At 42.7% G+C, this 12,684-nt stretch carries 10 protein-coding genes; 5 read left to right on the top strand and 5 right to left on the bottom strand.

Annotation, left to right across the window (positions count from 1 at the left end):
* Positions 1-3: 3 nt before the first annotated feature.
* Both IQ260_RS18110 and IQ260_RS18105 read right to left on the bottom strand, forming a co-directional pair.
* The gene (locus IQ260_RS18110; RefSeq protein ID WP_228016227.1) at positions 4-678 is read right to left on the bottom strand and encodes a PstC family ABC transporter permease; all 675 of its coding nucleotides are present in this window, start codon (positions 676-678) and stop codon (positions 4-6) included.
* A gap of 16 nt (positions 679-694) precedes the next feature.
* Positions 695-1,540 (bottom strand): phosphate ABC transporter substrate-binding protein, encoded by an 846-nt coding sequence (locus tag IQ260_RS18105; RefSeq protein ID WP_193994508.1) that lies wholly within the window; start codon positions 1,538-1,540, stop codon positions 695-697.
* 427 nt (positions 1,541-1,967) lie between these two features.
* Between IQ260_RS18105 and IQ260_RS18100 the strand changes: the two genes are divergently transcribed.
* The gene (locus tag IQ260_RS18100) at positions 1,968-3,185 is read left to right on the top strand and encodes an acyl-CoA dehydrogenase family protein (RefSeq protein ID WP_193994507.1); all 1,218 of its coding nucleotides are present in this window, start codon (positions 1,968-1,970) and stop codon (positions 3,183-3,185) included.
* A 282-nt stretch (positions 3,186-3,467) separates the two neighbouring features.
* Here IQ260_RS18100 and IQ260_RS18095 read toward each other — a convergent pair whose 3' ends face one another.
* The gene (locus IQ260_RS18095) at positions 3,468-3,890 is read right to left on the bottom strand and encodes a hypothetical protein (RefSeq protein ID WP_193994506.1); all 423 of its coding nucleotides are present in this window, start codon (positions 3,888-3,890) and stop codon (positions 3,468-3,470) included.
* A gap of 476 nt (positions 3,891-4,366) precedes the next feature.
* On the opposite strand from IQ260_RS18095, the gene IQ260_RS18090 reads away from it, so the two are divergent.
* Positions 4,367-6,529, top strand: coding sequence for a hypothetical protein (locus IQ260_RS18090; RefSeq protein WP_193994505.1), 2,163 nt, complete (start codon positions 4,367-4,369; stop codon positions 6,527-6,529).
* A 298-nt stretch (positions 6,530-6,827) separates the two neighbouring features.
* Positions 6,828-9,035, top strand: a complete 2,208-nt coding sequence (locus tag IQ260_RS18085) for a multicopper oxidase family protein (protein ID WP_193994504.1) — start codon at positions 6,828-6,830, stop codon at positions 9,033-9,035.
* Positions 9,036-9,147: 112 nt separating this feature from the next.
* On the opposite strand, the gene IQ260_RS18080 is transcribed toward IQ260_RS18085, so the two are convergent.
* Positions 9,148-9,837, bottom strand: a complete 690-nt coding sequence (locus tag IQ260_RS18080) for a hypothetical protein (RefSeq protein WP_193994503.1) — start codon at positions 9,835-9,837, stop codon at positions 9,148-9,150.
* A 136-nt stretch (positions 9,838-9,973) separates the two neighbouring features.
* Here IQ260_RS18080 and IQ260_RS18075 point away from each other — a divergent pair, with 136 nt between their 5' ends.
* On the top strand, positions 9,974-10,591 hold the full coding sequence (locus IQ260_RS18075; protein ID WP_193994502.1) for an acyltransferase: 618 nt from the start codon (positions 9,974-9,976) through the stop codon (positions 10,589-10,591).
* A gap of 24 nt (positions 10,592-10,615) precedes the next feature.
* Positions 10,616-11,518, top strand: coding sequence for a glycosyltransferase family 2 protein (locus IQ260_RS18070; RefSeq protein ID WP_193994501.1), 903 nt, complete (start codon positions 10,616-10,618; stop codon positions 11,516-11,518).
* A gap of 47 nt (positions 11,519-11,565) precedes the next feature.
* Here the strand turns inward: IQ260_RS18070 and IQ260_RS18065 are convergent, their stop codons facing one another.
* A complete protein-coding gene (locus IQ260_RS18065) occupies positions 11,566-12,564 on the bottom strand; it encodes an NAD-dependent epimerase/dehydratase family protein (protein WP_228016226.1) in 999 nt (332 codons plus the stop codon).
* Positions 12,565-12,684 lie beyond the last annotated feature (120 nt).

Here is a 12,684-nt window from a genome sequence, read left to right as displayed (position 1 = left end):
GCGTCACGTACGAATGGGATCAAACAACGATGTGGGAATTTGCGGGATATTGCCACAGACCATCAGCATAATTATTGTCTCCCCCAAAGCTCGTCCTGTCCCGAGTAAAATGCCTGTAAATAAACCTCCACGGGCTGATGGAACCATCACCCCCCAGATTGTTCCCCAGCGAGAAAATCCTAATACTGTGGTATCTTGCCAATAGACTTGCTTCACTTCACCTAAGTTGGCATCAAATGTAAGTGTGATGGTAGGTAAAATCAGCAGAGCTAACAGCAAAATACCTGCCAGCAGACTACTACCAGGAGGGTGGAGCCGATTGATCAGAGGGACTACGACCACTAAACCCCAAAATCCATACACCACTCCGGGGATCCCAGCTAACAGCTTTAAAAGATTTCGATAAAATGTAGCAATAGGTGCTGGAGCATAATAATGACAGAACAAGCCTGATAAAACACCGACTGGCACCGCTAGCAACACGGCCCCTATGACCACCATCAGCGTAGCGATGATCATGGAAGTCATTTGATAGAGATTTTGAGAGGGTTGCCAGCGGCTATCACTCAAAAATCGTAACCAATTGATCGATTGTAAAATGGGCCAGGCTTCCCACAATAAAAAGAGCGTAATGACAATCACCAATGCCCCTACTAGCGTTGCAATCGCTCGCAACATCCAAACTAAAACCCGATCAGTGCTTGGCGGGGACAAAGCCTTGTTGTTTAATAAGTTCATGATTATTTTCTGCCAAGGTAAAATCTATGAATTCCTGGGCTAAGGACATAGGAGTTCCTTTCGTGATCAAATTTAGTTCTCGCAGCAATGGAAATGTGCCATTGGCAATATTCTCACTAGAGGGGGTGATCCCGTCTAGTGCTAAAAGTTTGATTGGCACGCCTTGCTGAGCATCGTATTCTGCAGAACCAATGGATACATAGCCAATCGCGTTAGGATTGCCAGCAATGGTTTTCAGTCCTTGCTGATTGTCTCCAATAATGACATCCGCTTGTACTACTCCATTGTCTAAATCTATGTAATTTAAGAAGAGATCAAGGGTGGAATGTCCCTCTGCCTTATGAACTACGGTGATGGCAGCGTCAGGTCCTCCTAACTCTTGCCAATTGTTAACTTTATCAGTGTAAATATCCTGAATTTGAGTTTTACTGATTTCAGTAATAGGATTATCGCTATGGACAATCAGGCTAATCCCATCAACAGCGATCAGGAAAACCTGCATGTCTGCCTTTTCTGGCTGAGTCAACTGGCGGGATACCATACCAATATCCGCCAGCCCCCGTTGGGTATCGACCACTCCCCGAGTTGATCCCCCTGTATGTACATCGATTCGAGTTTGAGGATTTTGGGCTTCAAAGTGTTTGCCCATCGTTGTTGCTAGGGGCGAAATGGTACTTGCTCCCGTCAGGGTCAGCGTCTGCTGGGGGGAGGTCTCTACTTCAGATGAAGGATTGGCGCATGCTTGAGTCAACAAGCAAAGCAAAATTCCCAGGTTTACCAATCGCATTACGGCAAATTTCATGATGTAGAAGGCTTCATACCATCAAGATAATGGCTATAACATCTCTAAGCATGATTTTAGAGGCTATCTTAACAGTCGCCCTTTTGGATAAAAGTCTGTTGAGACGAAAACCTTCCAATTATTATGAATTATGAAAAAGGTGATAAAAGTAAGCTATAGAGAAAGACAGGATTGTACTCTTTCTGGACAGCCTACTATAATTTCGAGTAATATTGGGCGTTGCTGATAAATTGCATCATTACCCGATCGGTCTATCCCCTAAATCAGCAACGGCTGAGATTGAAAGCTTAAAAAACATTTCCCTTTTAGCTTTAACTTAATTATTGGGTTGAGTATTGACTATTAATGTGAGTTAAAAATAGGCTAATACTCAAATCTTTCAAACATTTAAGAGCAATGAATTACTGAAATTCATTGGTATTTTTACATGACTTTTGATTTGGCTCCTGATAAGCAACAAGCCTTAGTGAAACGGATTAGGGAACTGGCCAGTCAGGACTTTTCTGCTCGTGCAGCTGAGTGTGATTCTAAAGCGAGCTTTCCCAGGAAAGATTTTGAGACTCTTTTTCAAGCAGGCTTGATTGCCCCAGTTGTGCCAGCTCAATATGGTGGTTTAGGACTCAGGTATAGCAGTGACCTGTTTACTCTGTGGATGATGACTAAGGAATTGGCAAAGTCTAATCTATCCCTGGCTCGTTGTTGGGAGGGACATATTAATTGTCAGGTACTGTTGGCCGCTATGGCCAGTAAGACCCAGAAAGAACGCTGGTTTACAGGCATAGTCCAACGCGGTGAAAAGTGGGCCGCTTGGAGTGGAGAACCACAGTCTAAGACTCCAGGTCAAAAAGCTCGCTTTGGTACAACAGTTCAGGTGGTAGATGGGGGGTATGTAATTGATGGGACGAAGGTATTTGCTACCAGTGCCAATGCAGCCCAGTGGGCAATTCTTTTTGTTAGTCCACTAGGAGCTGGTGGCGTACGCCATGCAAACGGTTCAGCCAAGTCAGTGCTGATGCTGGCCTGCGACCTATCAGATTCTAGTGTCAGCTTTGATGATAGTTGGTGGCAACCCATTGGCATGAAGGGGACTATTAGCTACCTGGTCCGTTTTGAGAAAACGTTTATTCCAGAAGAGAACTTAATTGGTTATCCTGGGCAGTACCTGTTGGAAGAATGGCAGACGCGATTTACGCCCCAGTATAGTGCTGCTTTTTGGGGAGCGGCAGAGGGGGCTTATGACTACACCCTAGCCTATATTAAACGGCAGGGTAGAGAACATGATCCCTATGTACAGCATCGGATGGCTCAATGTGATATAAACCTGGAGACGATGCATCTATGGTTGCGGCATACGGCAACACTTTGGGAGACAAACGAACAGATCAAAGCTAAACAAGCCGGTAATCGTATTCGCTACCTGGCGGAAAAACTGGCGATGGAAGTCTTGGAACATTGTGTTAAAACCTGTGGGGCGCGTTGCTTGATTCAGCCCAGTCCTCTAGAGCGTATTTATAGGGATTTATCGTTCTATGTGCTGCATGATAGTTGCGATCGCGTTCTATCCTCCATTGGCCAAGAAATTTTAGGGCAATCTTTTGATCGCTCCTTTTTCAACTCCTCAAATATGCACAAGCAAAATTCCTAGATCAAACTGTGACGACGTCATGTTTACTAGTAGTATTGTTGCCATACAAGTAAGAAAAGTAAGGTTTCTATAGTTGACAGGTCTGATTAGATCCGACCAGACGTGTGGAAGGTAACAAGCTTGAAACGTTGAAAGCTTTTTTGGCATAGGCCCCAGCAGGTCATACAGAAATTTCTATAGAAACTGGCTTCATGAAACGATGAGTCCCACGAAGCCAATTCAATAATTCAAATCCCATCTGTGAACGGCGGCTTTTCGCGTTTATAGTTTCTTTAGGATGTCTTAACTAGGCTTTGGTTGCTTATCAATCTTTGCCAGCTTGTCATCTTTTGGAGGTTTAGGCGTCTTGGGAATTTTTCCATCCTTGGGAGGTTTAGGTGTCTTGGGGGTCTTTGGAGGTTTACCATCCTTGGGAGGTTTAGGTGTCTTGGGGGTCTTTGGAGGTTTATCATCCTTGGGAGGTTTACCATCTTTTCCAGTCCCCTTACCTTTTTTATTTTTTTTCTTATCTTTTTTCTTATCCTTCTTCTTATCATTATAAGCAGGATCGGCACTCAATAATGCAGACAACAGATTATGATAAACAGCACTATCTATAGTAATTGTATAGGTAGTACCTGAACCACCATCACCTTTTTTCTTATCTGTCCCCTTCTTTTCTTTTCCTTCTTTATTACTGCCGTCCCCAGACTTGGAGTCTTTCATGTTACAGATCTTGTTTAACAATCTTGAAAAAAGTGTACGACCTAACATTATTCACAACTCTCTATTAGTATCAACTCTCACTGTAGCTTTCATATTTAAGCATGACACTAAAATATGAAGGACAATCCTAGGATAATCAATCTCACCAATCTTCTTACCTTTATCATCATTTGCATCCATCATGAATAGCCAAGAATCGCTGATGTAGCAGTTATGTTAATGGCTCAAAAATAATGAAATGTCGATTCTTGAAACGTAATACTTAACGTGATACTTATTGATTAAGTATGAACTACTTTCTATAGAAATAGATACCTCTGCCCTGACACAACCCCTTTGAAGGCGTTCTCACTATAGGTCAAACGATTCATCATCAATATGAATCAAGCAATGTCAAATAGTCATGATTCTAGAATTTATTTACAGCCTATTCGTAATTTCAGCTGTTTTTAATTGTTCATCCTAAATGTATCTATATGAAAAATCAACAGAGTTGTCTAGATGAAGTTATCTTTCTTAATGCTCTACAACAAGCCGTAGAGTCTATCAAAAGTGACCTAATCCCGTCGTGCCCAGCTTTTTTACAACGGACGTTAAAGGGATCTGGGCAATGGGAATGTGTCGTACAGCTTTTACGCCAGTTTTTGTCACTCACCACGTTTAATCGCCAGTTTTCCCAGCATCTGATTGACTTTGCCCAAAACACAAACCACGCCTATGCCGCTCGAAAAGTAACGATTTTCATACTGGAGAATCAGGTTCTGCATTTGCCTGTTGATGCAGTTGATGAATTCGATTGGCTGTTCGGTGTACTTAATCTCAAAAAGGCAGGGACTAGAAAGCCTCTACGTTCCTTTGTCTTAAAGGAAGGGTTTACCTGCCAGGAGTTATCAGAATTTATTCCTCAATTTCGCCTGCGTCTGTTACGTCTAGCTCGGGTGCACCATCAAATACAAGGGGCTCAAACAACTCCTCAGGGGCTACATAATTTTCTCCATCAATCTCAGCTTGACTGCAAGCTAACTCTGGCTCGTTATCTTTTTTCTGCTTCGGAGGTTACCCAGTGGATTCAGCAGCAACTGTTGCATTCGCAAGGAGTCCATAATCCCCTCTCTAATATTTCGAATGTGACTGAGGGAGAGGCTGAAATGATGATGTCGAGTCTTCCCCCATTTGAGAGCAGTATCTTACGGCAGCTCTGTGATTTATCGGATATCTATTGGGTGGATCCAGCCACAAATCGAACAATCAAAGCGCTGGTTGAATCGCCAGTGACCACTGTGGTGGCAGTCATAAAACCTCCAGGCAGTGATGTTGAGTTTGAGATCAAACGCACAGGGATGGGGGCCTATCCCCTGTTGGATATCCGCTACTCAGTGAATCACTATATGGTATCCCCACCCCATCGGATCCAGGGGGGTGCCATGGGGGGAATGCTTTGTCATGAAGGTCATACAGCCGCTCTACTAGCCCAGTTGTATAGATTAGTCCATCAGCAGGAGGCCCCTATTAGCCGCACTGCGGCCTTAAAAAATATTTATCAGGTGCCTACACCTCAAGGAGACACCGAATACCTCCATCAATACTTTACGCAGCCTGCACGGTTTGGGAAAGACTATCCAAGAATGCGTACAGAAATGCTACGAGCGATCAATGCCTTTGCGTCAGAAAAAGGCATTAAGCCCCTCAATATGTCCACTGAGCTGGGGCAAACAGCTGAATTTCTAAAGCTCATCAATCCTAAGCAAAGTATATTAGTGCATACAACCTCATTTAGGTTAGATAAGCTGGCTCGGTATCTTGCACCTGATGGAGACCAAGTTTATTTTCAGCAGGGCCTGAAAGTAGATTATTCCTTAGAAGACGCTCAGCTATTTGCGGATGAACTATTGGACGAAATTCTTGGGGTGTATCTATCGCCAACGAAGCCATGCAGTAGTTATCAGGACTATATTGAGGCAGCCTTTGCTGTTCGTGAAAATCGTAAACAGGCCGATAATCAATACCTTGAGGTTCTCCAGCAGTTCGGTAAGCTATGGGGAACATTGCTGGCTTTTAGAGGGCATTCCCATGGTGAATCTTTTGTAGCTAGGAATGTTGGGCTCAAAAGTGTTTGGTGTAGGGGACAGTGGCGAGTACAGCTTTACTCCATGGATCATGATTGTATGCATATTGATCAGATGTCTAAATTTGATCCTAAAGTGGTTGTAAAAAGTACGGGGCAAGACATAGACCATATTTTTGGTCGGGTTGAAGGGAATATAAGAATCAAAGGATCTATTCCTTACTTAGGAGATATATACCGGGCCAGCCCTCAACTAAGACAAGAGGGCTGGCATAGGTTTGCCCAGGCAACTGTAAAGGCATATCGTAAAACTCAAGCTGCGATTCTACAAAATTCAGATATCCAAGATTATTTTCACTCTGACTTTATGGATCATCTAAAAGATTGGGATCATGCGTTGCAGGTCTTGTTGCAAAATTTAGAAAATCACGACAAGCCTAGTGCCTGGAAAGTTGAATTGCGGCAATGGCTTCAAGAGCGAGGGTATTCCCAGCAAGAGATCAAAGAGTTCATTAGTACTATGAAGAAGCATGTGAAATGGCTACCAAAACTTTCATTTCTCTATGAACTCTAGAAATTCTAGAACCTAGCGTCCTTGAACCTGCTTCTATCAAAGATCCACCTATTATGTAGCTGGCGAAGAGCAATCTAGATACTACAGAAGATAAAATATTTTGTTAAGTATGATTCAACTATGACGACCTGTCATATACTTTCGATAGGCAAGATTTAATCGTCTGCCTCATACTTTTCTATTAAAAGTTTTTGAAAATTTGGATAAGCACAAAAATCCAGTGCTCTAGCTATGCATGGCTCAATCGCATTTGTTTGCCGATTGTCTCTAGTCGTATGTCGTTACAGAACTACACGCTATGACATTTACCCGACGAGATCTGATCAAGGTTGGCTTAGCCTCAAGTGGCCTATTGTTAGCTCCAGTTGGGGAGCAAGGGCAAGCTTTAGCCGAAACAACCTCCAATTGCGATACTAAAACGGTCCAACCAGGCACGTGCAAAAAAGGAGGCAAGCAATGGCAAGAATTTGAGTCTCCCTTACCTATTCCTGAAGTTCTCGACCCCATTGCCCAGCCTGTTACCTGGAGAGAAGGAACAGGCAAAAACCAGGAGACCGTTGAGGTTGACTACTACGAAGTTCATATGAGAAAAGGCACCCAATGTATTGGGGGGCAGCAAGTTGAAGTCTGGGGCTATAACGGCCAGATGCCAGGACCTACGTTTTATCGTCCTCAAGACATTGAGTCGGTAGTTCGCTTTATTAATGATTTTGAGCAAGACTGTGATGGACAAAATATTAATAATGTAATCCATCTCCATGGTATGGCTTCGTTGCCCCAGTATGACGGCTATGCTGATGATTTTATCCCGCCTAAGTATTTTAAGGATTACCACTATCCCAATGATAGGTCGGCTACCCTCTGGTATCACGACCATGTTGCCGGTCGCACTCAACGGAATGTGGGGATGGGGCTAGCCGGTATGTATATCGTCTATGGCCCTGATGAAGAAGAACTCAATCAATATTTGCCCAGTGATTATGGTGACAATGACATTCCATTAATTTTGCAAACAAATCCACTCTATGTGAATATTGATGCTCCTAACAAATGGAGTGGTCAAACAGCCCCACCACCACCACACTATGAAACTGCTGCGATATCTCCTCCGAGCTTGTTGGTCAATGGTGAGCTGTCACCTGTGCTGGATGTAACCCGACGTAAATATCGTTTCCGGGTTCTCAATGCCACCGATGTAAACGGTATGACCCTTTCATTGGCGGCTGACAAGGATGGAAAAACCTTGTCAGGGTTTAATGGGTTTACCGTTATTGGTACAGATGGAGGACTGACGCAAGGACCCATACCGAATATTCCTAGTCTTCCTATATCGATGGGGGAACGGTATGAAATCGTTGTTGATTTTGATGAGATTTATAAGTTAGGCAATATCACAGAGGTTTATTTTTACAATGAAGCTCTGCTCCTTAATGCTAAGCCTGGGGGTGCCAAGAATTCTTGGGCATTGATGCGGTTTAGGATTGCCCCTCGTCCAGTGAATGATCCCACTTCAATTCCGTCAGATTTTCTCCAGGGAGATCGTCCATTTCCTTGTCTAGATGACAAATCTTTGACAAAGGTTACCTTAGCCTTTCAGGCCAATGGTTCTGTCACCCAGGAGGTTTATAACAGAACGGCTGGTAAGACCATCTACGAGTCAACATTGAATTGTAAACAACAGTCGATGCCAGCAGGCTCATTTAATCCGACTACTGGGAAAGTTGACCCCAGTAAACTCAAGCTCAATGGTAATGAAGGGCACGCATTTGTGATTGGAGATCGCGATAATCTGGGCACCACAGTTGGTAAAAGTTGGATGGATGGTGAACCGATGGCGCCATTCCCAGCTGTTGGTACAGCGCCGACGCCAAGTACTCAGCTGCCCAATGTTGAGGATCGAATTATTCCCAAGCCAAAACTTGGTGAGGTGCAGGTATGGAGGCTAATCAATAACAGTACGGTCTTCCACCCAGTCCATATCCATTTATTGGATACGGTGATGATAGAACGTAGTACCCGTAAAGGGCCAGGCTACACTTGGAGCAAACCCCAAGCACCACAGAAATGGGAAAGAAACTGGAAAGATGTTTATCTTCTAGCTCCCAACGAAAAGATTAAAATCGTTGGTACATTTGGTCCTCATCCAGGGCGGTATATGGTGCATTGCCATAATCTTCTCCATGAAGATTGCGACATGATGATTGAGTTTGAAGTGATGGGTGAAAATGCTGACAGTCCATTGTCAGATCCAGCAAAACCTGTATCTACAATGGCAAGGTACCCACTCCTTAAGCAGACACCAGCCTATGAGTATGGTTCAGAGATTCTGCGATTTAATGAAAGCGTGTATGGGTTGAGTCGGAGTAGCGAATCTCTACACCTCTCTGTTGAGGCAAGAGACCTACTTCAGGGTGCTGAGAGTCCGCTTCAAGTAGCAGAAAGCTTACTAGCCGTAGGAAACTGTAGTAAAACTATACAAGCCCGATGGGCGGAGCTTGATGCATAGGCTCTAAACCACATTGAAACAGCTTTGCATGGATAGTTATTTACTCTAACTATCCATGCAAACTTTTAGGTTTTTCAGGGAAATCACAAACAACATAAAAAATCTGAGGCGGCTAAGCTCGAAAGTATTGCCACCAATCAGGGTTCCATTCAGCATCCTGTAGGGGGTGATGAAATCCTTTTGTCCAGTCGATGTGGGTACCCGATTGAGTTGTACCAATGTACCAAGTCGCTATTTTCTTTGCATTGTTTAAGCCCATGACTGAGGAGAGTGCACCTAGATGCTGAATGAGCGAGGGGACTGTAGCAAATGCTTGGCGCGATGTCTTGACCAACCACATGGAGATACGAATATCATCCCAGGGACAGTTGGGATCAATGTGCTGGTCCTGCCAGTTTAGAAACTCACTGATTAAATTGCGGGGCCAGATCAAACCTGGGCCATGGGCCGCATAGGTTTGCATCCAGGATTCACCTCGTTCTTGTACTGCCTCAACAGAGGGTGAGTGGGTGTAGAGTTCGATTAAATTTTGCGATCGCATCCCAATAACAGTCTTAACTGATTGAAGAAAATCATTACACAGCTCAACATCATCCTGCAAAACAATATGGTGAGTAGCTCCATTAGCTGCTTCTAACGCCTGACGATAGGTCGGCCAGCATCCTTGACGTTGAGAATCTTGGATCACAGAAATTGATATCTCTGGATTTTCCGTTTGTAGTTGAGTGATAATAGATTGAGTCCATTGTTGGCGATCAATACGGTCAGGGGTGTGCTGAATAGCAATACTGAGATCAGTCATAAATAAATTTAAGATAATGAGATTGATGTGTTGAGAAAGCGTGAGCTTTTAGCAATCCGTCAAAAAGCACCTCCATACCCTTGAGCACAGGCCTGAGTCGTTCGATTCTGCTAAAACATTAGGTGAGGGAATTACAATGCATCCGCTATTAAGCAATGCTATTAAATATAATATCCCTGATTTATTGTATACAAGGCACCGCTTTAAACGTGTGTCAATTATTCCCTATCGAAACACCTATCTGAGAATAGATAAAAGCTCTGAAATCTTAGGGGAAGGGTCTCTTCACCTCGGCATTCAGTGGGAATTAGGTCGATATATGCCATCCCAAATGGTGCTACGACAGCATAGCAAGGTTATCTTACAGGGAGAATTTAAAATCTATTCTAATCATCAAATATGGATTAATAAAAACGCATCTCTTTCTCTTGGCAGTGGCTCCATCAATAATGGCCTAAACCTTTCATGTTTTGAACATATTAAAATTGGGCATGGTGTTGAGATCTCTGAGAACCTCACAATTAGAGATAGCGACAATCATTGCATTGGAGATAGCCAAAAGACAAAGCCCATAGTGATAGGAAATAAGGTATGGATTGGGATGAATGTTACTATCCTTAAAGGTGTATCTGTAGGGGATGGAGCCGTCATAGCGGCTGGAGCTTTAGTGAATCAAAATGTTCCACCTAGAACTTTAGTAGCTGGCATTCCAGCCGTAGTTAAAAAAACAGATATTGAATGGAAGAACTTCTAATCAAATAAAAGTGGCCATATCACTATGCAGCAAAAACCATTAGTTTCCTGTATTACGATATTTCTTAATGCTGAGAAATTTATCGAGGAAGCAATTGCCAGTATTTTTGCTCAGACCTATACTGATTGGGAATTTATTTTAGTTGATGATGGTTCTACAGACAGGAGTACAGCTATAGCCGTAAAATACGCCGATACCTATCCAAACCATGTCATCTGTCTTGAGCATAATAATCATCAAAATAAGGGAATGAGCGCCTCTCGAAACCTTGGCATCAAAGCAGCTAACGGTAAGTACATATGCTTTTTAGATGCTGATGATGTCTGGCTACCGCAGAAACTAGAGCAACAGGTAGCTCTCCTTGAAGATCGGCCTGACGTCGCCATGGTTTATGGATTAATCCACTTCTGGTACAGTTGGACAGGCAAACTTGAAGATAAAGAACAAGATTTTATATACCGCCGTCATTTCCATCAAGCCAGTCGACTATTCACACCGCCTCAGCTACTCATTCTCTTATTGCGAGAGCGAGCCCCAGCAGTCGGCTTAGGGTGTAATCCGATGATTCGTAAGGAGGTATTTTCAAAAGTTGGATATTTTGAAGCAGCTTTTCGAGATCACTATGAGGATTACGTACTACTCTCTAAAGTCACTTTAGACTATTCAGTATTAGTGACTGACCAATGTTGGTCAAAATATCGCAGACATCCAGACAGTTGCACAGCAATTAGTTTTGATTTTGTTGAAAATATTGACAAAATATGTTCTGCAAAACTAAAGTTCTTAACTTGGTTGAGCCAATACCTAATCCAAAAAGAGATTAAAAATATTTGGATTTGGTTACCGATAAAGATAGAAGGGTGGTGGCATCGCTATCCCAGGCTGTTGATTCTGAAGCGGCAGCTACAAAATTGGTTGTCACGTTGAAACATATAGGCCAGAGTAAAATTTTCTAAACTCTGTTTTTAGAAAATCTAACATTTGAGCCAGGCTTTTTTTAAGGCATCCATGCCATCTTGAGCAGAAAACTGAGGTTTGAAGCCTAAAAAAAGTCTGGCTTTACTAATATCTGCTTGGGAATCTTGAATATCTCCTGGACACGAGGGTATAAAATCGACATTATTTTGCCACCTAGGAAAGCAATGCTGTAATGTGTCCTTAAGCTGAAGGATAGACATTTTACTCCCTGTGCCAATATTACAGGTTAGAGAATCACCTAATTTTAAAGGCACTGTTAAGGCTTTTTCAAATGCTAATACAACATCTTTGACATAGATAAAGTCTCTGGTTTGCTTACCATTGCCATTAATCGAAATAGGGTGACCATCCATCATAGCCCTAGCAAATATCGAAATAACACCTGAGTAAGGAGAGCTAGGATCCTGACGAGGACCAAAAACATTGAACATGCGCAGATTTACAGCCACCAGACCTAGGTGTCTGGAAAATAGGTTCATGTACTGTTCACTAGCTAATTTCTGCAAACCATAGGGAGATAGTGGAAACGTTTCACAATCCTCTGATACGGGCATCTGACTGGGTTTTCCATAAACTGCTGCTGAACTGGCAAAAACTATCCTAGGAATTTTTAGTTGATGACATAGCTGAATAACAGCCACAGTCCCAGAGAGAGTATTGTCATGGACCACTAAGGGATCTATCCATGATTGGGAAACCGAAGGCGTAGCTGCGAGGTGGACTAGAGCGTCGCATTGAGCTGTTATTTTTTTAGGATTAAATGTTAAAACATTTTCCTCTAAGAAAATTAATTTAGAGTGATTCAGAAGATTCTGTCGTTTTCCCGTTGATAAATTATCAATAACAGTGACATGATAACCGGTTGCCAATAAATGCTCGACTAGATGAGATCCAATAAAACCAGCTCCACCAGTAACTAAAAAATGCATATCAGCTTGTGAGGGTTTAATAAAAAAATAATATTCATCTATGCCGCTTTGCATGGCCGAAAGCATAGTTTTTTAATTATAAGCAGGCAAATATGTACTATTGATAAGGACTGCGTTTCTTTTGAAAAATCCTGTTTTACACTTGCGGAGAGTTGTCTAGTAATAACTATCGAAGGAATGTTAGAA

This window comes from Leptolyngbya cf. ectocarpi LEGE 11479 (genome assembly GCF_015207065.1).
Lineage (GTDB): Bacteria > Cyanobacteriota > Cyanobacteriia > Phormidesmidales > Phormidesmidaceae > Leptothoe > Leptothoe ectocarpi.
Note: the sequence above shows the minus strand (reverse complement) of the source record. Positions and strands in the feature narration are given on the sequence as shown.